The following is a 21,600-nucleotide window of genomic DNA, read 5'->3' as shown; positions in this document are numbered from 1 at the left end:
GCGTAACCGGCCACGGCCTGGGCCCTCTTCAGTGCACGCCAAGACAGGCTGCGCGACTGATCACGGGATCACGAAAGGGCGGTCCGATGAACCTCGTCATCGAATGCGAGCTCGAGATCAGGCTTGTGCTCTCACCCGAGCACGGCCTTCCCGTACAGGCGCGTCTGACGTATCTCGCGAAGGATCCCTACGCCGCGCACATCGCCTTCCACGTCGGCACGGGCGCGCCCGTCACCTGGACGTTCGCACGGGAACTGCTCGTCGAGGGCGTCTTCCGCCCCTGCGGCGAGGGGGACGTACGCGTGTGGCCGGCGAAGGTCCAGGGGCGTGACGTGATCTGTGTGGCGCTCTCCTCCCCCGACGGCGACGCCCTGCTGGAGACCCCCTCGGGCATCGTCTCCGGATGGCTTGAGCGCACGCTGCGTGCCGTGCCGGCGGGCACCGAGGGCGAAGTGCTGGGCGTGGACGACGCGTTGGCCGAACTCTTGCGGGCGGGCCACGGCGACGGGGTCTGCCTGACCGACCCGTCACCGTCCGAAGAGGCAGGCGACGCCGAAGTGTGAGGGTGAATTTCCCTCCGACTTTCACTCGATCCGACGAATGTGCATCGGGCGTGAACATCCCACGCACGGTGGGGAGTTCGACCGATCGGGCCTGAGCCCTCCCAGATCCGGACGGGCAACGCGACGGCTTGCGCCACTACTTCCGCGGCCGGTGTGTCCCGGAAGCGCACAGCACGGTGCCGTCCCAGCGGTACGGACGTCAGACGCACGTGGCCGCATCGGCGGACCTCTCGCGGTCGGCGGACCTCTCGCGCAGCGCCAGCACCGTGGCGGCCCCGGCCAGCGCCAGCACGCACGCGACCAGCAGCGCGTGGTCTGTTCCCACCGCGAGCCCGCGCACGTCTTCGCTCCCGCGATGAGTTGTGCTGACGGCGACGGTGAGGGCGACGCCCATGGCCGAACCGATGTAGCGGGCGGTGTTGTTGGCGCCCGAGCCCATGGCGGCACGCTCGGGCGGGACGCTCTCCACGGCGACCCGTGGCAGCGCCGCGTTGAGCAGGCCGCTTCCGATCCCCGCCACGAACAGCCCCGGCACGAGCCGTTCCCACGAGCCGGCACCCGCGCCGCCGAGCAGCGCCGCGGTGCCGAGCGCCGACAGCAGGAAACCGGCGGCCAGTTGGCGCCGCGGCGCGAGCAGGTGCACGACGCGACGTGACAGCGCCGCGGCCACGAGCGCCGTGCCGGACCACAGCGCGAACAGCCACGCGGTGGCGAGCGGGGAGAGTCCGATCGTCTGCTGGAGCAGCGCCGGAACGTAGCTGAAGAGCCCGATCACGGCGAGCCCCGTGAACAGTGCGCCGCCCGTGGCCGCCAGGAAGTCGGGCCGCCGGAAGAGTGCGAGGTCGATCATCGGCGCCCTGCTGCGCCGTTCGACCACGATGAAGGCCGCACCGAGCAGCACGGCCGCGGCCAGCAGCGCCGCCACAGCGGGACGGAGCCATCCGTCGCGGCCGACGGTGAGCGCCGCGAAGAGCGCGGAGAGGGCCAGCCCGAGCGTGGCCGCGCCCAGCAGGTCGGGGCGCCCGGGGCGCGGGTCGCGGGACTCGGGGAGCCTGCGCAGGGCGACGAACGCGACGGGCAGGGCGGCAGACGCCAGCAGCAAGTAACAAGCACGCCAGCTGAGCGCGTTCAGACCGCTGGAGACGAGCGGGCCGGCGGCGATACCCCCGGTGAGGGCCGCTCCCCACAGCGCGGTGGCCCTGGCACGTCCCGCGCCGGAGGGGAAGGCACGCGCGATGAGGCCGAGGCTGGCGGCGATGACGGCCGCACCCGCGGCGCCCTGTGCGACACGGGCGAGCGTGAATCCGACGGTGCCCGTGGCGAGCGCGCCGAGCGCCATGGTGACCGCGAGCCCGAACGCACCGAGGACGAAGACACGCTTGCGCCCGTAGTCGTCGGCCAGGCTCCCGGCCACGAGCAGCGAGGCGGCCAGGCCGAGGGCTATGCCGTTGAGCAGCCACGCCTGGCCGCTCGGTCCGGTGCCGAAGGAGGCGGCCATGTCGGGCAGCACGGTCATCGGAGCGGTGTAGTCCATCAGCACCAGGAAGGTCATCGACGTGGTGACCGCGAGGGTGGCCGTGCGGCTCTGTCCGGCCCCCGGGACCCCCGGAGCCGGCGACGTGGGCGCGGGCGGCGTGAGCGAGAACCGCGAGGGTTCATTCATTGAACTTACCATCATGGCGAGCACCCTAGCAGTCAAGGTTCGATGAACGAACCTCTCAGTTCAGTGACCGAACCCTTTGTTAGGCTTCCTGCATGGCACTGGGGAAGGACTACGCGACGCAGAGCTGCTCGCTCGCCCGCACCCTCGAACTCGTCGGTGAGCGCTGGACGTTGCTGATCATCCGGGACGCTTTCTACGGAGTGCGCCGCTACAACGACTTCCTGGTGCACCTGGCCATGCCCCGTGCCGTGCTCTCCACCCGTCTGCGCACACTCACCGAGGGCCGGGTCCTCGAAACGGTGCGCTACCAGGCCTCACCGCCGCGGGACGAGTACTCGCTGACGGCCAAGGGCAGGCAGCTGTGGCCCGCGGTGTACGCCCTGGTGGTGTGGGGCGAGCAGCACCACGGCAGCGAGAGGGGAAGCCGCAGGGACTTCCTGCACGCCGCCTGCGCCACCCGCCTCGACGCGGCCGGGCGCTGTCCGGCGTGCGAGGTGGGAGTCCCGCCCCAGGACATCGAGATGCGGCCGGGCCCCGGCGCCGACCCCGAGCCCGAGGACGCGGTCAGCCGTGCCCTCCAGCGCCCTCGCATGCTGCTGGAGCCGCTGCCGCAGCCCCTGAACACCTGACATGTCCGACCACCGGGCGGGCCGGCACGCGGCCGGTCGCGCCGGTACGGCCCGCGCCGGTTTCGGGCGGGTCCCGGACGGTCCCCGACCGATACGTCTCAGAAGAGCTTTCCGGGGTTCAGCAGGTCCAGCGGGTCGAGGACCTGCTTGATGCCGCGCTGCATCTCCAGCCCCACCGGGCCGAGTTCGCGGGCCAGCCACTCCTTCTTGAGGACGCCCACGCCGTGTTCGCCGGTGATGGTGCCGCCGAGTTCCAGGCCGAGCGCCATGATCGCGTCGAACGCCTCGTGCGCGCGGCGCGTCTCGTCCTCGTCGTCCGGGTCGAAGCAGACGGTGGGATGGGTGTTGCCGTCCCCGGCATGTGCGCAGACGCCGATCGTCAGCCCGTACTTCTCGCTGATGGCCGCGGTTCCGTCCAGCATGTCGGCCAGCTTCGTCCGCGGCACGCAGACGTCGTCGATCAACGTCGTTCCCGGCAGCGCCTCCAGCGCCCAGTGCACGCTGCGCCGCGCCTGCAGCAGCAGCTCCGATTCGGCGTGGGTCTCCGCCGCCACGACCTGACTGGCGCCTGCCGCCTCGCACAGTTCGCCCACGGCGGCGAGGTCGGCACCGGGGTCGTCGGTGTCGAACGCGGCGAGCAGCAGGGCCTCGGTGGACTCCGGAAGTCCCATGTTCGTCAGGGAGTTGACCGCCCGCAGCGTCGTGCGGTCCATGAGTTCCATCAGCGACGGGACGTGGCCGCACTCCATGATCCGGCTGACGGCGTCGCCCGCCGCGGCGGCGGAGGGGAACTCGGCGGCCAGCGCCAGCTGTTGCGGCGGCTGCGGCTTGAGCGCGAGCACGGCGCGTACGACGATGCCGAGGCTGCCCTCGGAGCCGACGAACAGCCGCGTCATGTCGTAGCCGGCGACGCCCTTGGCGGTGCGGCGGCCGGTCGACATGAGCCGCCCGTCGGCCAGTACGACGTCGAGGCCGAGCACGTACTCGGCCGTGACCCCGTACTTCACACAGCACAGACCACCGGCCGCGGTGCCGATGTTGCCGCCGATCGTGCACTGCTCCCAGCTGCTGGGGTCCGGCGGGTAGTGCAGGCCGTGCTCGTTGACGGCGCGGGAGAGCGTTGCGTTGACGACTCCGGGCTCCACGACGGCGATGCGATCGGCGGGGTTGATCTCCAGGATCCGGTCCATGCGTATGAGGGAGAGCACGACGCAGCCGTCGGAGGCGTTGGCCGCGCCCGACAGACCGGTGCGGGCGCCCTGCGGCACGACGGGGACGCGCAGGGCGGTCGCCGTGCGCATCACGTGCTGCACCTCTTCGACGGTGCGGGGCAGCACGACGGCCGCCGGCGTGCCCGCTTCGCAGAAGTCGGCCATGTCGCGGGAGTAGGAGGCGGTGACGTCGGGGTCGGTGATGACGGCGTCCCCGGGCAGGCCGTCCTTGAGCCGCTGGATCAACTCGCTCATGCGCTCAGCGTCGCACCTGCCCGGCAGCGCCGGGAAGGCCGGGCTGCCGGGCACGTGCGACGGCTGCGCGTGACGAGCGGACGTCATGGATGCGTGTCCGGGGTGCGCGTCCCCCGATCAGGGCCGCGCACCCGGTCGTACGGCCGCCGTCAGAGGTTGCCGCGCTTTTCCTGCTCGCGCTCGATCGCCTCGAAGAGGGCCTTGAAGTTGCCCTTGCCGAAGCCCATTGAGCCGTGGCGCTCGATCATCTCGAAGAAGACCGTCGGGCGGTCCTGGACCGGCTTGGTGAAGATCTGCAGCAGGTAGCCGTCCTCGTCGCGGTCGACGAGGATCTTCAGCTCGCGCAGCGTCTCCACGGGCACCCGGGTCTCGCCCGCCCACTCGCCGAGAGTGTCGTAGTACGAGTCGGGGGTCTGCAGGAACTGGACGCCCGCCGCGCGCATCGCCCGTACCGTCGCGACGATGTCGTTCGTGGCGAGCGCGATGTGCTGCACGCCGGCACCGCCGTAGAACTCCAGGTACTCGTCGATCTGCGACTTCTTCTTGGCGATCGCGGGCTCGTTGATCGGGAACTTGACCTTGAGGGTGCCGTCGGCGACGACCTTCGACATCAGCGCGCTGTACTCGGTCGCGATGTCGTCGCCCACGAACTCCTTCATGTTCGTGAAGCCCATGACCTTGTTGTAGAAGGCCACCCACTCGTCCATCTTGCCGAGTTCGACGTTGCCCACGCAGTGGTCGATGGCCTGGAAGTTGCGCCTGCCCGGCTCGACGACGGGCTCCGCGGCCACGTACCCGGGCAGATAGGCGCCGGTGTAGGCCGAGCGCTCGACGAGGGTGTGCCGGGTCTCGCCGTAGGTGGCGATGGACGCCAGCACGACCGTGCCGTTCTCGTCCTTCTCCTCATGCGGCTCGACGATGCCGGTGGCGCCCTGCGCGATCGCGTACTCGTACGCGGCTCGCGCGTCCGGGACCTCGATGGCCAGGTCGATGACTCCGTCGCCGTGCGCCGCGACGTGTTCCGTCAGGAAGCGCCCCCAGTCGGTGGAGGGCTTGACGACGGAGGTGAACACGAAGCGCGCGGCGCCCGATTCGAGGACGTAACTGGCGGTCTCGCGGCTGCCGTTCTCCGGTCCGGAGTAGGCGACGAGCTTCATGCCGAACGCCGTGGAGTAGTAGTGGGCCGCCTGCTTGGCGTTGCCGACGGCGAAGACGACCGCGTCCATCCCCTTCACCGGGAAGGGGTCGGCCTGCCGGGCAGTGTCAGGGGTTGCGTGGGTGGTCTCAGTCATGCCCCAAGGCTCCCCCTGTTCCACAAGGTGCGCAATACTTCCCGTATTCACTGAACACCTTGACCAGCGAGACCGGCCTCACGCCGGACGATCTGTACAAGATGCTCAGAAAGCTGGTTACCGAAAGGGAAGCTGTGGGTATCGACCGGCTCGATGGACGACTGCTCGAACTGCTCGCGGACGAGCCGAGGATCGGCGTGCTTGAAGCATCCCGCCGGCTCGGCGTCGCCCGCGGCACCGTGCAGGCACGACTGGAACGCCTCAGGACCACGGGGGTGATCCGCGGCTTCGGCCCCGACGTCGATCCGGCGGCGATCGGCTACCCCGTCACCGCCTTCGCCACCCTGGAGATCAAGCAGGGCCAAGGAGCCGACGTACGGGCCCACTTGGACTCCGTACCGGAAGTGCTGGAGCTGCATACGACGACGGGTCACGGGGATATGCTCTGCCGCCTCGTCGCACGGTCCAACGCGGATCTGCAGCGGGTCATCGACCGCGTGGTGGGCTTCGAGGGCATCGTGCGTGCCTCGACGGCCATCGTCATGGAGAACCCGGTGCCGCTGCGGATCGTGCCCCTGGTGCGTCAGGCGGCGAGTGGGGGCGGAGACGGCGAGCCGGTGCCGTGAGGAACCCGTGACCAGTGCGTCATCCCGGCGTCGCCGGGCAGGAAAGCACGCGGCACATCAGGGCACGCCCGCGCGCGGGCGGGCAGGAACGGACGGAGCGGCTTTGAAGAGGCGAGGGGTACCGGAATGAGCTTCTGGGAGTATCTCGGCAACCGCCACACGCAGCTGCTGGCGGACTCGCTCCAGCACGCGAGCGCCGTGTTCCAGTGCGTCGTGGCCGCGACCGTCCTGGGTGTCGCGGTGGGTGTGCTGACCTACCGCCGCGAATGGGCGGGCGATCTGGCCATGACGACGGGGGCGACGATCCTGACCGTGCCGTCGCTGGCGCTGATCGGTCTGCTGATCCCCCTCGTCGGGCTCGGGGTCGCCCCCACCGTCATCGCGCTGACGCTCTACGGGCTGCTGCCCATCGTCCGCAACGCCGTCGTCGGGCTCCGCGGCGTCGATCCCGCGCTCGTCGACGCGGCGCGCGGCATCGGCATGTCGCGTACGCGGCAGCTGCTGAGGGTCGAACTGCCGCTGGCCTGGCCGCCGATCCTCACCGGGATCCGCGTCTCCACGCAGATGCTCATGGGCATCGCGGCGATCGCCGCCTTCGCCTCCGGCCCCGGCCTGGGCAACACCATCTTCCGCGGTGTGGCCTCGCTCGGCAGCGCCAACGCCCTCAACCAAGTGCTCGCCGGGACTCTCGGCATCGTCGTGCTCGCCCTGCTCTTCGACGGCGCGTACGTCGTCGTCGGACGACTGACCACCCCGAGGGGGATACGTGCCTGAGACATCCGCAGCATCCGGCTCCGGGACGACGCGGACGGAGGAGAGCAGCGGGACGCCCGCGCGGCCCGCCACCGCTCCGGAGCGGGACGCGCCCGCTGCCGCCAGCGGCGCGACCATCCGCCTGGAGGGCCTGACCAAGCGGTACTCCGGCTCCACGGTGCCCGCCGTGGACGACGTCAGCCTCGAGGTCAAGGCCGGTGAGACCGTCGTCCTCGTCGGCCCCTCCGGGTGCGGCAAGTCCACCCTGCTGAAGATGATCAACCGGTTGATCGAGCCCACTTCGGGCCGCATCCGCATCGACGACGAGGACGTCACCGGGATCGACGCGGTGAAGCTGCGCCGCAAGATCGGCTACGCCATCCAGTCGTCCGGCCTCTTCCCGCACATGACGGTCGCCCAGAACATCGCCCAGGTGCCGAAGATGGCCGGCTGGCCCAAGGCGAGGATCAAGGCGCGCGTGGAGGAGATGCTCGACCTGGTCGGCCTCGACCCCGCCGAGTTCCAGGGCCGTTATCCGCGGCGGCTCTCCGGCGGGCAGCAGCAACGCGTCGGCGTCGCACGGGCGTTGGCCGCCGACCCGCCCGTGTTGCTGATGGACGAGCCCTTCGGCGCCGTCGACCCGATAACGCGCGACCACCTCCAGGACGAACTGATCCGGCTCCAGCACGAGTTGCGCAAGACGATCGTCTTCGTCACCCACGACTTCGACGAGGCCATCAAGCTGGGCGATCGCATCGCCGTACTGCGGGAGCAGTCGCACATCGCCCAGTTCGACACCCCTGAGGCGATCCTCACCAACCCGGCCGACGACTTCGTCTCGGGCTTCGTCGGTGCCGGTGCGGCGCTCAAGAGGCTCAACCTGACCCGCGTGCGGGACGTCGAGATCGTCGACTTCCCCACCGCCACGGTCGAGGAGCCCGTGGAGACCATCTCGGAGATGCTCGGCGCCGGAACGACGAACGAGGTACTGCTGCTCGACCCGAAACAGCGCCCGTACAAATGGCTGCGCCGAGGCGATCTCACCCACGCCAAGGGCTCGTTGGCCCGCGCGGGCACGCTCGTGCACGACACCGTCACCCGCGACGCGACGCTGCGCGACGCGCTGGAGGCGGTGCTCACCGACAGCGGCGGACGGGTCGCCGTCACCGGCCGGCGCGGCGAGTACACCGGCGTCGTCGACCTGGAGACGCTGATGAAGTGCGTGCACGAACTCCTCGACGCCGACCGGCTGGAGGCCATCGAGCACCGGCACAGCCTGAGCGAGACGCAGGCCAAGCGCACGTACGCGGCGCAGGAGGGCCTCACATCGTGAGCGGAACGACCAACGGTGCGGCCACCGAGGCGGACGAGCGGCAGACGCCGGCACGGCAGGGCCAACTGGGCGCGCCCGACGAGGAGTCGGCTCCTGCGGCGGCCGGACTCAGCGAGGAACGGCTCCGCGACAGGCTCACGTGGCAGAAGCTGACGATCCTGCCCGGCGTGCTCGCGCTCGTACTGCTGGGCACCTGGCTGTGGTTCCGCGGTGCCGAACTCGACACGATCGCCCGCAACTCCATCTCGGGCGGCAACGTCACCCTCCGCCTGCGCCAGCACATCGAGATGACCGTGATCTCCACGTTCTTCGTGCTGATCATCGCGATACCCCTCGGCATCGCCCTGACCCGTCAGAAGCTGCGCAGGGCGACACCCGTCGCCATGGCGGCCGCGAACCTGGGACAGGCCGTCCCGTCCCTAGGGCTGCTGGTGCTGCTGGTGTTCTGGCTCAGCATCGGTCAGAAAACCGCCGTCGTCGGCATGGTCGTCTACGCGGTGCTGCCGGTGCTGGCCAACACCATCACCGGGCTGCGCAACATCGACCCCGGACTGACGGAGGCCGCCAAGGGCATCGGGATGTCGTCGCTCGGAGTGCTGACGAAGGTCGAACTGCCCCTGGCCGTACCGCTGATCCTCGCCGGCGTCCGAAACGCTCTCGTCCTGAACGTCGGCACGGCCACACTCGCCACCTTCATCGGCGGCGGCGGCCTGGGCGACCTGATCTCCTCCGGCATCACCAACCAGCGGATGCCCGTGCTGATGCTCGGCTCGATACTCACCGTCGCCCTGGCGCTGCTGGTCGACTGGCTCGCCTCACTCGTCGAACTGCTGCTGCGCCCACGTGGCTTGGAGGGATCGTCCTGATGCGCACCCGGCGCACCTCACGCACCCCGCACTCGCTGCGCACGCTCGCCGCCGGGCTGACGGCGCTGGCCCTCACCGGCACGCTCGGCGGCTGCGGACTGGTCAGCGGCAGCCCGCTCAGCGACAAGGTGCGGCCCGGCACGGTGGGAGCCGGGCAGCCCCTCGAAGGGGCCCAACTGACCGTCACCTCCAAGGAGTTCACCGAGCAGATCATCCTCGGCAAGATCATGGGACTGATCTTCCGCGCGGCCGGGGCCGACGTGGTCGACCGCACCGCCGTGCAGGGCTCCATCGGCGCACGCTCGGCCGTCGAATCCGGCACGGCCGACGGCATGTACGAGTACACCGGCACGTCCTGGATCACCTACCTCGGCCACACCAAGCCCGTGCCCGACCCCGTCGAGCAGTGGAAGGCCGTGCGCAAGGAGGACCGGGCCAAAGGCGTCGAATGGCTGCAGCCCTCCACGCTCGACAACACCTACGCGCTCGTCATCAGCGAGAAGCTGCAGAAGCGGTACGGCACCAAGACGCTCTCCGACGTCGCCGAACTGTCGCGCAAGAACCCCAACGCGGCCAGCATCTGCGTCGAGAACGAGTTCGCCTCCCGACAGGACGGCCTGAAGGGCATGGCGAAGAAGTACGGCATGCGCTTCCCCGAGGGCCAGGTGCACAAGATGGCCGGCGGCGTCGTCTACACCCAGACCGCCCACGGCAAGCCGTGCGTCTTCGGCGCGATCGCCGCGACCGACGGACGCATTCCCGCCCTGAAGCTGAAGATCCTCGAGGACGACAGGAAGTTCTTCCCGAACTACAACGTCGCGCCCGAGATGAACAGCGAGACGATGAAGAAGTACCCGCAGATCGCCGGGCTGCTCGCCCCCGTCACCAAGGCGCTGAACAACAAGACGGCTCAGAAGCTCAACGCCAAGGTGGACGTGGACGGCCAGGACCCGCACGACGTCGCCAAGGACTGGCTCGTGCGGAAGGGCTTCATCAAGACGGGCTGAACGGACGGCGGCCGGGGCCCCGGATCAGCAACTGGGCACCCGGCCACCGCCGTTGAGCGCCTTCAGCGCCTTCAAAGCGCCGCCGAGGGTGTCGACCGGCACCAGGCGCAGGCCCTTCGGCTGCTCCGCCTGCGCGTCGGCGCACTCCGCACGCGGCACGAGGAAGACGGTCGCCCCGTCCCGCTTCGCCGCCTTCGTCTTCAGCGGCACACCACCGACGGGCCCGACGATGCCGTCCGCCTTGATCGTGCCGGTGCCCGCGACGACCTTCCCGCCTGTCAGGCTGCCGCCGCGGCCGTCTCCGACGACCTTGTCGATGATGCCGAGCGAGAAGAACAGCCCCGCGCTCGGTCCGCCCACGTCGGCCAGGCGCAGCGAGACCCGCACGTCCTTGGGCGACTTGTGCATCTGCCGCAGGGCGGCCTTGACCGCCGCGTTCTGCGACTGCCGCATCTCGTCCTTGTTGTGCTTCTCGATCTCCTTGAGGTTGTCGCCCACCGGGTAGACCGCCTCGGTCGGCATCGCCGCCCTGTCCGTACGGAACCAGCTCTCCACGACCTCCGGCAGCCGGACCGTCGCGCCGGGCGGCGTCGCGGCGATCGTCGTCATCAGCAGCTTGCCGTTGTCGGCTCTCGTTCCCTGGCTCCCCGGGCCGGAGACCGTGATGACCGGCTTGTCCTTGCTGTCGCCGATCACGTTCGCGGTGAGGCCGGGCTCCGCGAGAGCGAACGGCAGCGGCGCGAGAGCCGCCACGGCGAACAGCGCGGCAAGCGGCGCGGCACACACGAGGAGCGTGCGCTGCCGCGCGGAGAGCCGTCGCGGGCGGAGGCGCGAGCCGAGCCGGGAGAGCAGCGAGGAAGGCGGGGCGGGTGTGTTCACCCCGGCAACCTAACAACCGCACCGGGCCCTCCCCATGGCGGAGCCGGAGGGACCACCCCACCATGTCCCGAGGGTCAGCGCAGGCGTCGGCCACTCCCTGAGCCGCACACGGGGTCAGCGCAGAGCATCGGCCACTCCCTGAACCGCACACGGGGTCAGCGCAGGGCGTCGGCCACTTCCTGAGCCGCACACGGGGTCAGCGCAGAGCATCGGCCACTCCCTGAACCACACGCGGGGTCAGCGCAGGGCGTCGGCCACTTCCTGAGCCGCACGCACCACGCGCTCGCCCACCTGCGGCGGGACCGCGTCCGTCAGCATCACCACACCGACGCTTCCCTCGATCCCCGTCACGCCGCGCACCGGGGCGGCGGCGCCTCCGGCGCCCGCCTCCAACTCGCCGTGCGTGAGGACGAATCCGGGACCCAGCTCGCTGTCGGGACCGCGCCCCGCGAGGATCGCGCGTCCCGCGGCGCCCTTGTCGAGGGGATGGCGGAAGCCGGTGCGGTACGCGACGTGGTAATCCGTCCAGCTCGGCTCGACGACCGCCACCGCGAGGGCCTCCGTGCCGTCGACCAGGGTCAGGTGCGCGGTGGCCCCGATCTCCTCGGCCAGCGACCGCAGCGCGGGCAGCGCCGCCTCCCGTACGAGGGGATGCACCTGCCGGCCCAGTCGCAGCACCCCGAGCCCTACGCGGGCACGTCCGCCCAGGTCACGGCGGACGAGGGCGTGCTGCTCGAGCGTGGCGAGCAGCCGGTAGACGACGGTGCGGTTGACGCCGAGCTTGTTGGACAGCTCCGTCACGGTCAGGCCGTGGTCGGTGTCGGCGAGCAGTTTGAGGACACGCAGTCCCCGGTCGAGGGTCTGAGAGGTCTCCGCAGTCACTACGCGCTCCTCCTCGGGTCAGTGGGGGCGGCTCCGGGTGGGGGCGTAGCAGTGGGGGGCGTAGCCGTGGCCGGGATCGCGCTGTGCCGTTGAACCTAGCGACCCGCCCCGCTCACCGGAAGAGTGCGTCCAGAATCCGGTCACTTCTTCTTTGCGCTCCGGTTTCACGGTTTTGAGGCTTGCCGGGGTTCGCCATCGGTGCGTGCGTGGTGGCGGGGGCGTGCCGCGTCGCTGGGGCTTGCCGGTGTGCGCCATCGGTTCGTCTTGGGTGGCGGGGCGTGCGCGTCGCTGAGGCTTCCCGGGGTTCGCCTCGGGTGGATGCGTGGTGGCGGGGGCGTGCCGCTCCGGGGGGCATGTCCGGGCGGCATGATTTACGGCCGACCACTGGGAACCAGATCGCAAGGTGCGCATCGGCCACAAATCACGTTTAAGCCCGGACACGGCCCCCCTGCGCGTCCCGCCCCCTCCCGCCGATCCAGCGACTCTCCCCCGGTGGACACAGCAGATCCACGACCCTCGCCTCCGGCACGGGCCCGACCAACGCCGTCATCGGCGAACCGGCCCCCATGGCAGACGAGTTGCACCCGTGCGACTTGGATGGCACGGGTGCTGGGGCCACGGTGGGGAGCCGCCGGGGGGCGGTCAGAGCCGTCAGGCGGCAGCGCCCGCGAACGAAAGCGGCAGACGCGAGACGGCGGAAGGGGGCGGGACGTGGAGGGGGATGGTTCCGGGGCTCAAACGTGATTTGTGGCCGATGCAGAGCTCACCAAACTGGTTCCGTGGGTCGGCCGTAAATCATGCCGCCCCGGGACCGCCCCCGGAACGGCCCGCACCCGCCACCACCCCCGAACCCGCGGCGCACACCGGCAAGCCCCCGGCAGGGGATTCCCCCACGCCTCCCGGGTACGCGAGCCGGGATCGGGACAAGGAGCAGACGCCGTGTTCTTCGTCGACACACTGGAGACCCAGGGCCTGGGCAATCGCGGCACGACCGGGGAACGCCCGCCGCCAACCGCGGCACGACCGGGGACCGCCCGCCCGGGGAACGGCGCCGACCGCGAGGTCACCGCATGCGCGTCGCCCACTCCCGCACCTTCGCGATGCGCTGTTCGAGCTGCCCCGCCGTGGCCTCCGCACTCGGCGGCCCCCCGCAGACGCGGCGCAGCTCGTTGTGGATCACCCCGTGGGGCTTGCCGCTCTGGTGGACGTACGCTCCCACGAGCCCGTTCAACTGCTTGCGCAGCTCCAGCAGTTCCTTGTGCGTGACGACGGGGCGCCGCTCCGCGGGCAGTTCGAGCAGGTCCGCGTCGGCGTCGGGCCTCTTCTTGCTGTGCGCGATCTGCCGTGCCTGCCGCTTCTGCAGGAGGGCCTGCACCTGGTCCGGCTCCAGGAGCCCGGGGATGCCGAGGTAGTCCTGCTCCTCGTCGCTGCCGGGATGGGCCTGCATGCCGAACTCGGCGCCGTCGTACATGACCCGGTCGAAGACGGCGTCCGACTCCAGTGCTTCGAAGGGCAGTTCGTCCTGCTCGCCGGTGTCCTCGTCCTGCTCGCGTTCGGCCTCCTCGAGCAGGCCGGCCTCCTCCGCGTACGGGTCGTCCTCCGCGTCCTTCTTCGGCTTGTCGAGCACGTGGTCGCGCTCGACCTCCATCTCGTGCGCGAAGGTCATCAGCATCGGGATGGTCGGCAGGAAGACGGACGCCGTCTCGCCGCGCCGCCGCGACCGTACGAAGCGGCCGACGGCCTGCGCGAAGAAGAGCGGCGTGGAGATCGTCGTGGCGTACACGCCGACCGCGAGACGCGGGATGTCCACGCCCTCGGAGACCATGCGCACGGCGACCATCCAGCGGTCGTCGGAGTTGCGGAAGTCCTCGATGCGCTGTGAGGCGCCGCTGTCGTCGGAGAGCACGACCGCGGCGGCCGTCCCGGTGACTTCGCGGAGGAGCTTCGCGTACGCGCGGGCCGAGTCCTGGTCGCTGGCGATCACCAGCCCCCCGGCGTCCGGGATGGCCTTGCGCACCTCGCTCAACCGCCGGTCGGCGGCGCCGAGTACGGACGGCATCCACTCGCCGTGCGGGTCGAGGGCCGTGCGCCACGCCTGTGAGACGGCGTCCTTGGTCATGGGCTCGCCGAGGCGCGCCTCGATCTCGTCGCCCGCCTTGGTGCGCCAGCGCATGTTGCCGCTGTAGGAGAGGAAGATGACGGGCCGCACGACGCCGTCGCCGAGCGCGTTGCCGTAGCCGTAGGTGTAGTCGGCGACGGAGCGGCGCACGCCGTCGGCGTCCTCCGCGTAGTCGACGAACGGGATCGGATTGGTGTCCGAGCGGAACGGCGTGCCGGTGAGGGCCAGCCGGCGGGTGGCCGGTTCGAAGGCCTCCTGGCACGCCTCGCCCCATGAGCGGCTGTCTCCGGCGTGGTGGATCTCGTCGAGGATGACGAGGGTCTTGCGCTGCTCGACCCGGTTGCGGTGCAGCATCGGCCGTACGCCGACGCCCGCGTACGTCACCGCGACGCCGTGGAATTCCTTGCTGAGCGGGCCCGCGCTGTAGTCCGGGTCGAGCTTGATGCCTATGCGGGCCGCCGCCTCCGCCCACTGCTTCTTCAGGTGTTCGGTCGGCGCCACGACGGTCACCTGCTGCACGACGTGGTGGTGCAGGAGCCACGAGGCGAGGGTGAGCGCGAACGTCGTCTTGCCGGCGCCCGGGGTGGCCACCGCCAGGAAGTCCCGTGGCTGCCGCTGGAGATACGCGTCCATCGCCCCCTGCTGCCATGCGCGCAGCTTGCTGGCCGTGCCCCAGGGGGCACGGCCGGGGAAGGCGGGCGACAGGTGGTGGCTGGTGGAGGAAGTGCTGGTAGTCACGGTCTCCGGGTGGGTCGGTGGCGTGGTCGTCCGCGTCGATGCGAGGGCCGCCGGACAGCGCGGCGGGGCTGCTTCAGCCTACCGGCGGCCGGTGACAGCCTCCGTGGGGAGTCCGATTCGGGCGAATTCCCGGGGCATGCAGGGAAGTTGAACGACAGGCGCAGGCGGCGCAGTCGCGCGCGTCACGCGGTCAGCAGCACGCCCCCGTACGAAACCCCGGCGATGACGATCCACGAGCACAGCCCGAGTGCGGCGACCCTGCTTCCGGTGCGGGCGAGCGTGGGCAGGTGGACGGCGCTGCCCAGGCCGAAGAGAGCGGCGGCGAGGAGCAGTTCCTGCGCGGTGCCGGCCACGCCGAGGACGCCGGCGGGGAGCCACCCCGTCGTGCGGAGGACGACCATGAGCAGGAAGCCGGCGACGAAGAGCGGCACGAGGGGCGGACGCCGGCCCGCCGTGCCGGTGCCGTTCCCTGCCCCGGTGTCCGCGGGCGACCCGGCGGCGGCGCCGCCCTTCCGGGCGTGGACGCTGCGTGCCCGTACGGACAGGACGACGGCCGCCACCAGGGGCGCCAGCAGCGCGACGCGCATCAGTTTCACCAGCACCGCCTGGCCGAGGGCGTGGTGCCCGGCCGTCTGGGCGGTGGCGACGACCTGTCCGACGTCGTGCACGCCCGCGCCGACCCAGCGTCCGAACTGTCCCGCGTCCAGGCCCAACGGGTGGTGCAGCAACGGCAGTACGGCGATGGCGAGCGTGCCGCAGAGCGTGACGAGGGCCACGGACGTGGCGACGTCGCGCTCCTCGCTCTCCCGCACCTCGCTGACGGCGCAGATCGCGGACGCGCCGCAGATCGAGTAGCCGGTGGCGATCAGGAGCGGCTGGTCGCCGGGGAGACCGAGCCTCCGGCCGAGCCACAGCGTCCCGGAGAAGGTCGCCGCGACGACGACGAGCACCATCGCGACGGTCGTCCAGCCGAGGCCGACGATGTCGCCGATGCTCAACTTCAGCCCGAGCAGCACGACTCCGACGCGCATGAGCCGCTTGCCCGCGAACGACAGACCGGGCCGGGCCGGGCCGCTCACCAGAGTCCGCGCACCGGGGAGGTGGGCGGCGAGGATGCCGAGGACGACGGCGGCCGACAGCATCGGCACGGCCGGCACCAGCAGATGCACGGACCCGGCGGCCACGACGCCCAGCGCGGCCACCACCAGGCCGGTCAGCTTGCCGGCGGGGCGCGGTCGCGCGGGTGGGGCGGTGCGGCCCGCATCCGTGCGGGGTGGACGGACGCTCCCCGCCACGGAACGGGCGGGCGAAGGGCCCGGAGACACCTGGGGCCGGTCCCCCAGCAGCGCCATCAGCGGTCCGCCGGCAGCTCGTACACGCGGCGCACGCTGCTGCCGAGGCGTGAGATGTCGGCACCGTAGATGTGCAGCGAGATGGCCTTCTCACCGCAGCCGTTCCACACCTTGTGTATGTCGCCGGGCGGCGCGAATCCGCAGACCGCGCCGACCGGGTTGACCACGTCCTCCGTCGCCACGAGCCGCGCGCTCCCGCCCGGTTCCTCCGCGGGCAGCAGCCGGTAGCGCCGCTCGTGCTCCTCGCCCTCGTGGACGCCGGTGACGCACCAGGAGACGTGGTCGTGCACGGATGTGCACTGGCCGGGCAGCCACACCAGCGCGACGATCGAGAAGCTGCCGTCGTGCTCGGCGTGCAGCAGGTGCTGGCGGTAGTGGTCGGGGTCGCCCTCCTGCTGCTCCGGCGTGAGAAGCCCGTCCGCGGCGCCGGTGCCGAGGTGCGGTGCGAGCTTCTCGCCGACGAGATATGCGGTGACGTCCGGCGCCATTCCGCGGCCGACCACTTCGCGCACTTCTCCGACGAGGGAGTCGAGTCGCGCCGTGGTGCGGGGCGCGGCGCGGACGGCGGTCGCCGCGGGGTGGTGCTGCGTCGAAGTGGCCATATTCGCAGCGTGAGGCCGCGAACTCATCACGTCCAACGACGGTTTCTTCGCCCGCCCCCAACCCACGCTTATGGAGGAGGGATTCGCTCAGGCGAGTCACAACTCACGCCCGCGCCGAGGTGGCCTCCGGCAGCCGCGCCGGACAGGCGCCTAGGCCCTGTCTGACAAATAGCGTGGTACGTCCGTCAGGACGTGGGTTGCGGTGTCTGGTGCGTGCGGTCGCAAGGCGGAGGAGGAGAGCGCAGCGGCGGGCTGCGCCGACGAACGACAACGCAGCGAACGTGCGTGCCAGGCGTCGCAACCCAGACGGGATTTGTCAGACAGGGCCTAGCTGTATTGATCACGAGCGTTGTTGACGGTTGCGGGTCTTGATCATGGCGAAGGCCTCCGTGTGTGGTGGAGGTGTCGAATCTGCACCGCACGGAGGCCTTCGTGTATCACCGTAATGCCCGATTGACCGTTCGCGGGAGGCGGTTGCTGGTCGATCGTGTCCGCTCGGGACGACCAGTGGCCCACGTGGCTCGCGAGATGGGCATCTCACGGGCCACGGCCTACAAATGGGTACGCCGGTACGCCTGTGAAGGCCAGGCCGGTCTGGCCGATCGCTCCAGCCGTCCGCATCACACGCCGCACCGCACACCGCGAGCCCTGGAGTTGCGCGTCTGCGCTCTTCGCACCGAACGGAAACTCGGGCCCGCCCGCATCGGCCCGATCCTGGGCATGCCGCCTTCCACCGTCCACCGGGTCCTGACCCGGCACGGTCTCCACCGTCTGTCCTGGCTGGACCGGCCCACCGGCCGGCTCATCCGCCGCTACGAACGCAGCCGGCCCGGCGAGTTGGTCCATGTCGATGTCAAGAAGCTCGGCCGCATCCCCGAGGGCGGCGGCTGGCGCGTCCACGGCCGGGAGGCAGCCCGGGCGGCCCGGCCGCAAAGCCGCCACAGCACCGGCTACGACTACATCCACTCCGCCGTCGATGACCACTCCCGCCTCGCCTACAGCGAAGTCCACCCCGATGAGAAGGCCACCACCTGCGCGGACTTCATCCGCAGGGCGGCAGCCCACTTCGCCACCCTGGGCATCGACCGCATCGAACGCGTCCTGACCGACAACGCCTGGTCCTACCGCAAGAGCGACCTGTGGAAGCAGGCCCTGGCAGGCCTCGGTGCGGTCGGCAAACGCATTCGCCCCTACCGGCCGCAGACCAACGGCAAGGTGGAGCGCTTCAACCGCACCCTGCTCGACGAATGGGCCTACCAACGGCCCTACAGCAGCAACTCAGAACGCACCGCCGCACTCGACAACTTCCTGCACGCCTACAACCATCACCGGTGCCACACCGCACTGGCAGGCCAGCCACCGATCAGCCGCGTGAACAACGCATCAGGTCAATACACCTAGCAGCCGACGCGGTTCGCGGCAGCAGTCCTCAGTTCGTCCAGTACGAGCGCGGTCGTCGGGATGTCGAGGTGCTCGCGCAGTACGTAGGCGGACACGTGCCGCCGCGACGCCGGGTCCAGGGCCCGTCCGGTGACCTTGCGGTGCACGAGGAAGGAGAGCACCAGCCCCGGCATCATCGCGATGCCGAGCCCCTCGGCGACGAGGCTCTGCACCACGAGGATGTCGTCGGTGGTGAAGGCGACGTCGGGCGCGAAGCCCAACTCGGCACACTCATGCAGGAAGTTGGCGCGGCAGCGCAGGCAGCCCGCGATCCACCGCTCGTCCGACAGCTCGGAGAGCTTCACCGCGCGGCGCCGCGCCATCCGGTGCCCCGTCGGCAGCAGCACGGTCAGCTGGTCCTCCATGAGCGGGATCTCGACCAGCTCGTCCGGCACCTGCTCGTGCAGGCCGGGATAGGTGAAGGCGAGGGTGATGTCGCACTCGCCGTCCGCCACGCGCCGCATCGAGTCGGGAGGCTCCGCCTCCTGCAACTCGACCCGTATTCCCGGGTGTTCGGACGCCAGGCGCGCCAGCGCCTCCGGTACGAGCGTCGCGCCGGCACTCGGGAACGCGCACATCCGCACCCGCCCGGCCCGCAGTCCTGTGATCGCCGACATCTGCTGCTGCGCGGCCGCGATCCGGTCGAGGATGACGCCCGCGTGGCGCTCCAGCGCCTCCCCCGCCTCGGTCAGTCGCATCTGCCGCCCCACGCGCACGAAGAGCGGCGTGCCGACGGACCGTTCGAGAGCCTTCATCTGCTGCGTGATGGCGGGCTGTGTGTAGCCGAGCGTCCGCGCGGCCGCCGAGTACGAACCGGCCCGCACCACTTCGTGGAACGTCCGTATGTGCCGCGAGTCGAACATGCCAGAACCATAAGCGGAATTTGGATCCGGGCAACATCCCCCATCTCTTCCTAAGGGATCAAGCCCCCGCGGCTCGCGTGCGCTCCCCGAGCCGCCCGGGGACTTCGGCACGGTCCGGGCACCACCTCCCGTCACGGAACGGTCATCAAGTGCCGGCATGCAGGGAACGCAGCGCATCCGCGATCACTGCCACGTCCTCCGTCTTACCCGCCGCGACATCCATCACCAGCGCGTAGGCGCCTCCCTGATCGACATCGGTCATCTCCATACCGTTGACGTCGAGGAAGACCACCGTGCACATCCACGCCAGGCGCTTGTTGCCATCCACCAGAGGGTGGTTCAGCACGAGCGAGTGCATCAGCGCAGCTGCCTTCTCGAACAGATCCGGGTACGCCTCGATACCGAACATCTGCGACTTCGGCCGAAGCAGCGCCGAGGTGAGCAGACCGACGTCCCGCACGGACACCTCTTGTTCGGAGCAGGCGAGCTGTGCAAGGTCCAGGGCCTCCTGCACCGTCAAGTACTTCACCCGGCTACTCCCCTAGCCTCCGGAGCAGGTCCGCATGCTTGGTCGCGTACTTCGCCCCCAGCTTGCGAACCGTCGCACGGTCCGCTTCCTCCACCAGATAGCGCTCCACCGCCTGGACCACTATGGCGTGCATGCTGCGGCCCTCTTCCTCAGCGCGCTGTTTGAGACTCTCCTGCACCTCGTCAGGCAGACGTAGATTCATAGCCATACGAAAACGGTACCAGCTATAGCCCCAGACTGGTACCACTCACGTGCGCTCCCCGAGCCGCCCGGCGACGGCGACGCCCAGCGCGCAGACCAGGGCGGCGATCGCGTAGACCGCGACGAACGCCAGCGGACGGCCCTCCGCCGCTGCGGCCCCGGCGCTGCCGCTCCCGCTTCCGGCGGCGCCCACGCTGACCGAACCGCCCCCGCACAGCGCGAACGCCGCCCCCGTCACCGCGAGCAGCACCACGTTGGAGAGGCTGTCGGACATCTGCAGCGCCGCCGAGTTCTTCCCCGCCTCCTCCGGAGCGGACAGCTGCAGCAGCAGCACGCTCGTGGACGAGATGACCAGGCCCATGCCGTAGCAGCCCACGGCCATCGCGACGGCCAGCGTCCACACCGGCACGCTCTCCGCCAGCGCCGCCGGCGTATATGCCACGCCCGCCGTCACCAGCACCATCCCGCCCCGAGCCAGCCGCTCCCGGTAGGGCCCGAGGCGCTGCCTCGACTGCGTGAAGGAGCCCAGCGCCCACGTCGCTCCGCCCGCCGCCAGCGCCAGCCCGGCCATCGTGACGGACAGGCCACGCTGGCTGACCAGCATGAGCGGCACGAAGCTCTCCGCCACCACGAATCCACCCGCCGCGATGCCGCGCAGCAGCACCACCGCGGGCAGGCCCCGGGCCGCCCGGTACGTGCCGTGCGGAAGCAGCCGCAGCGCCGCCGGTACGAGCAGCGCGGCACCCGCGACCGCCGGAAGCACCGCAAGCAGGGTGAGCTCCTGCCCCGCGTACTGGAGCAGCCCCGCGCCGGCGGCCAGCGCCACGGCGAACTTCAGCCGCGTGCGGCCCGCCGGACCCTGACCGGGGCGGTCCGCCGCATCCGGAGCGGGATCACCCGGCGGCGGCCCCGACGCCGCGCGCCGAACCGCCGGCAGCATCACGGCGAGCGGCACCGCCACGAGAAGGGGAAGGCCGAGGAACACCCAGCGCCAGCCGAGGTGCTGCGTCACCGAACCCGCGATCAGCGGCCCGACGACGGCAGGCACCACCCATGCCGCGGCGAAGCACGCCAGGACCGTGGGCCGCAACTGCTCCGGATAGGCGCGGCTGACCGTGACGTACAGCGCCACGATGACGAGCCCCCCGCCGATGCCCTGCACGGCGCGGCCCGCGACGAAGATCCCCATCGTCGCGGCCGTCCCCGACAGCACGAGCCCCGCCGCGAACGAGCCGATCCCCCACGCCAGTGGTGGCAGGGGCCCGCTCCGGTCGCTCCACTGGCCGGAGACGACCATGCCGAGCAAGGAGGTGGTGAACAGGGCGGAGAAGGCGAAGGCGTAGACGGAGACACCGTCGAGCTCGTCGGCGGCCACGGGCATCGCCGTTCCCACGGCGGTCGCTTCGAAGGCGATGAGAAAGACGACGGAGACGATGCCGAGCGTCAGTGCCAGATAGCCACGCCCGAGGACGCTCTCCGACCGCGGCCTCCCCGCGGACCCGGCCGCCCGCGCCGGCGCGGGCACGGGGACCGGCAGGTCCGACAACGGCGCGGTGGTCCTCACAGGCGCGGGGTCCTTCACGCCTCCGGACTCCCCGATGCCGTCGCCAGATGCAGTCATACGGGAACGGTAAGGGCCACCACGGACATTGGCACCTGTCAGTGGTCGCTGACGGCATCGTCCGTTCGCCCTAGGCCCTGTCTGACAAATAGCGTCGTACGTCCGTCAGGACGTGGGTTGCGGTGTCTGGTGCGTGCGGTCGCAAGGCGGAGGAGGAGAGCGCAGCGGGCTGCACC

At 70.7% G+C, this 21,600-nt stretch carries 20 protein-coding genes; 8 read left to right on the top strand and 12 right to left on the bottom strand.

Going from position 1 to position 21,600, the window contains the following annotated elements; translation table 11 throughout:
• Window positions 1-86: 86 nt before the first annotated feature.
• A complete protein-coding gene (locus tag G4Z16_RS22090; protein ID WP_197352431.1) occupies window positions 87-563 on the top strand; it encodes an SsgA family sporulation/cell division regulator in 477 nt (158 codons plus the stop codon).
• 199 nt (window positions 564-762) lie between these two features.
• On the opposite strand, the gene G4Z16_RS22085 is transcribed toward G4Z16_RS22090, so the two are convergent.
• A complete protein-coding gene (locus G4Z16_RS22085) occupies window positions 763-2,226 on the bottom strand; it encodes an MFS transporter (protein ID WP_197352430.1) in 1,464 nt (487 codons plus the stop codon).
• 92 nt (window positions 2,227-2,318) lie between these two features.
• Here G4Z16_RS22085 and G4Z16_RS22080 point away from each other — a divergent pair, with 92 nt between their 5' ends.
• Window positions 2,319-2,855 (top strand): winged helix-turn-helix transcriptional regulator, encoded by a 537-nt coding sequence (locus G4Z16_RS22080; RefSeq protein ID WP_197352429.1) that lies wholly within the window; start codon window positions 2,319-2,321, stop codon window positions 2,853-2,855.
• 98 nt (window positions 2,856-2,953) lie between these two features.
• Here G4Z16_RS22080 and G4Z16_RS22075 read toward each other — a convergent pair whose 3' ends face one another.
• Both G4Z16_RS22075 and hppD read right to left on the bottom strand, forming a co-directional pair.
• Window positions 2,954-4,321, bottom strand: a complete 1,368-nt coding sequence (locus G4Z16_RS22075) for an FAD-binding oxidoreductase (RefSeq protein WP_197352428.1) — start codon at window positions 4,319-4,321, stop codon at window positions 2,954-2,956.
• A gap of 149 nt (window positions 4,322-4,470) precedes the next feature.
• Window positions 4,471-5,613, bottom strand: a complete 1,143-nt coding sequence (gene hppD, locus G4Z16_RS22070; protein ID WP_197352427.1) for a 4-hydroxyphenylpyruvate dioxygenase — start codon at window positions 5,611-5,613, stop codon at window positions 4,471-4,473.
• Between the two features lie 134 nt (window positions 5,614-5,747).
• Between hppD and G4Z16_RS22065 the strand changes: the two genes are divergently transcribed.
• From G4Z16_RS22065 to G4Z16_RS22045, 5 genes are all read left to right on the top strand, one after another.
• Window positions 5,748-6,239 (top strand): Lrp/AsnC family transcriptional regulator, encoded by a 492-nt coding sequence (locus G4Z16_RS22065; protein WP_197354824.1) that lies wholly within the window; start codon window positions 5,748-5,750, stop codon window positions 6,237-6,239.
• Window positions 6,240-6,365: 126 nt separating this feature from the next.
• Window positions 6,366-7,013 (top strand): ABC transporter permease, encoded by a 648-nt coding sequence (locus tag G4Z16_RS22060; RefSeq protein WP_197352426.1) that lies wholly within the window; start codon window positions 6,366-6,368, stop codon window positions 7,011-7,013.
• A complete protein-coding gene (locus G4Z16_RS22055) occupies window positions 7,006-8,325 on the top strand; it encodes an ABC transporter ATP-binding protein (protein ID WP_197352425.1) in 1,320 nt (439 codons plus the stop codon). Before G4Z16_RS22060 ends, G4Z16_RS22055 begins: the two co-directional genes overlap by 8 nt.
• Window positions 8,319-9,191 (top strand): ABC transporter permease, encoded by an 873-nt coding sequence (locus G4Z16_RS22050; protein ID WP_425508177.1) that lies wholly within the window; start codon window positions 8,319-8,321, stop codon window positions 9,189-9,191. The genes G4Z16_RS22055 and G4Z16_RS22050 overlap by 7 nt, the downstream gene beginning before the upstream one ends.
• On the top strand, window positions 9,191-10,198 hold the full coding sequence (locus G4Z16_RS22045; protein ID WP_197352423.1) for a glycine betaine ABC transporter substrate-binding protein: 1,008 nt from the start codon (window positions 9,191-9,193) through the stop codon (window positions 10,196-10,198). Before G4Z16_RS22050 ends, G4Z16_RS22045 begins: the two co-directional genes overlap by 1 nt.
• A 24-nt stretch (window positions 10,199-10,222) precedes the next feature.
• Here the strand turns inward: G4Z16_RS22045 and G4Z16_RS22040 are convergent, their stop codons facing one another.
• The 5 genes from G4Z16_RS22040 to G4Z16_RS22020 all read right to left on the bottom strand — a co-directional run bounded on the left by G4Z16_RS22040 (window position 10,223) and on the right by G4Z16_RS22020 (window position 16,770).
• Window positions 10,223-11,050: a S16 family serine protease gene (locus G4Z16_RS22040; protein WP_197354823.1), complete on the bottom strand. Its 828-nt coding sequence runs from the start codon at window positions 11,048-11,050 to the stop codon at window positions 10,223-10,225.
• Window positions 11,051-11,314: 264 nt separating this feature from the next.
• Window positions 11,315-11,959, bottom strand: a complete 645-nt coding sequence (locus G4Z16_RS22035) for an IclR family transcriptional regulator (protein ID WP_197352422.1) — start codon at window positions 11,957-11,959, stop codon at window positions 11,315-11,317.
• A gap of 1,063 nt (window positions 11,960-13,022) precedes the next feature.
• Window positions 13,023-14,816 (bottom strand): DEAD/DEAH box helicase, encoded by a 1,794-nt coding sequence (locus G4Z16_RS22030; protein WP_197352421.1) that lies wholly within the window; start codon window positions 14,814-14,816, stop codon window positions 13,023-13,025.
• Window positions 14,817-14,998: 182 nt separating this feature from the next.
• Window positions 14,999-16,168 (bottom strand): YeiH family protein, encoded by a 1,170-nt coding sequence (locus G4Z16_RS22025; protein ID WP_197352420.1) that lies wholly within the window; start codon window positions 16,166-16,168, stop codon window positions 14,999-15,001.
• Entirely contained in the window at window positions 16,168-16,770 is a 603-nt protein-coding gene (locus G4Z16_RS22020) for a cysteine dioxygenase family protein (RefSeq protein WP_197352419.1), read from the bottom strand. The genes G4Z16_RS22025 and G4Z16_RS22020 overlap by 1 nt, the downstream gene beginning before the upstream one ends.
• A 432-nt stretch (window positions 16,771-17,202) precedes the next feature.
• Here G4Z16_RS22020 and G4Z16_RS22015 point away from each other — a divergent pair, with 432 nt between their 5' ends.
• The gene (locus G4Z16_RS22015) at window positions 17,203-18,171 is read left to right on the top strand and encodes an IS481 family transposase (RefSeq protein ID WP_197351121.1); all 969 of its coding nucleotides are present in this window, start codon (window positions 17,203-17,205) and stop codon (window positions 18,169-18,171) included.
• Here the strand turns inward: G4Z16_RS22015 and G4Z16_RS22010 are convergent.
• From G4Z16_RS22010 to G4Z16_RS21995, 4 genes are all read right to left on the bottom strand, one after another.
• Window positions 18,168-19,073 carry a LysR family transcriptional regulator gene (locus G4Z16_RS22010; RefSeq protein ID WP_197352418.1) on the bottom strand — a complete coding sequence of 302 codons (906 nt, stop codon included), beginning with the start codon at window positions 19,071-19,073 and terminating at the stop codon, window positions 18,168-18,170. The genes G4Z16_RS22015 and G4Z16_RS22010 overlap by 4 nt on opposite strands.
• Before the next feature lie 145 nt (window positions 19,074-19,218).
• Window positions 19,219-19,602, bottom strand: a complete 384-nt coding sequence (locus tag G4Z16_RS22005; RefSeq protein ID WP_197352417.1) for a type II toxin-antitoxin system death-on-curing family toxin — start codon at window positions 19,600-19,602, stop codon at window positions 19,219-19,221.
• Window positions 19,603-19,606: 4 nt separating this feature from the next.
• Window positions 19,607-19,804: an Arc family DNA-binding protein gene (locus tag G4Z16_RS22000; protein ID WP_197354822.1), complete on the bottom strand. Its 198-nt coding sequence runs from the start codon at window positions 19,802-19,804 to the stop codon at window positions 19,607-19,609.
• 45 nt (window positions 19,805-19,849) lie between these two features.
• Window positions 19,850-21,424 carry an MFS transporter gene (locus G4Z16_RS21995; RefSeq protein ID WP_197352416.1) on the bottom strand — a complete coding sequence of 525 codons (1,575 nt, stop codon included), beginning with the start codon at window positions 21,422-21,424 and terminating at the stop codon, window positions 19,850-19,852.
• Window positions 21,425-21,600 lie beyond the last annotated feature (176 nt).

The organism is Streptomyces bathyalis (genome assembly GCF_015910445.1).
Classification (GTDB): domain Bacteria; phylum Actinomycetota; class Actinomycetes; order Streptomycetales; family Streptomycetaceae; genus Streptomyces; species Streptomyces bathyalis.
Note: the sequence above shows the minus strand (reverse complement) of the source record. Positions and strands in the feature narration are given on the sequence as shown.

Coding starts and splice junctions, on each gene's coding strand:
- G4Z16_RS22000 (WP_197354822.1), bottom strand. CDS start 19,804: ATGAATCTACGTCTGCCTGACGAGGTGCAGGAGAGTCTCAAACAGCGC.
- G4Z16_RS22020 (WP_197352419.1), bottom strand. CDS start 16,770: ATGGCCACTTCGACGCAGCACCACCCCGCGGCGACCGCCGTCCGCGCC.
- G4Z16_RS22025 (WP_197352420.1), bottom strand. CDS start 16,168: ATGGCGCTGCTGGGGGACCGGCCCCAGGTGTCTCCGGGCCCTTCGCCC.
- G4Z16_RS21995 (WP_197352416.1), bottom strand. CDS start 21,424: ATGACTGCATCTGGCGACGGCATCGGGGAGTCCGGAGGCGTGAAGGAC.
- hppD (WP_197352427.1), bottom strand. CDS start 5,613: ATGACTGAGACCACCCACGCAACCCCTGACACTGCCCGGCAGGCCGAC.
- G4Z16_RS22010 (WP_197352418.1), bottom strand. CDS start 19,073: ATGTTCGACTCGCGGCACATACGGACGTTCCACGAAGTGGTGCGGGCC.
- G4Z16_RS22080 (WP_197352429.1), top strand. CDS start 2,319: ATGGCACTGGGGAAGGACTACGCGACGCAGAGCTGCTCGCTCGCCCGC.
- G4Z16_RS22075 (WP_197352428.1), bottom strand. CDS start 4,321: ATGAGCGAGTTGATCCAGCGGCTCAAGGACGGCCTGCCCGGGGACGCC.
- G4Z16_RS22085 (WP_197352430.1), bottom strand. CDS start 2,226: ATGAATGAACCCTCGCGGTTCTCGCTCACGCCGCCCGCGCCCACGTCG.
- G4Z16_RS22090 (WP_197352431.1), top strand. CDS start 87: ATGAACCTCGTCATCGAATGCGAGCTCGAGATCAGGCTTGTGCTCTCA.
- G4Z16_RS22060 (WP_197352426.1), top strand. CDS start 6,366: ATGAGCTTCTGGGAGTATCTCGGCAACCGCCACACGCAGCTGCTGGCG.
- G4Z16_RS22045 (WP_197352423.1), top strand. CDS start 9,191: ATGCGCACCCGGCGCACCTCACGCACCCCGCACTCGCTGCGCACGCTC.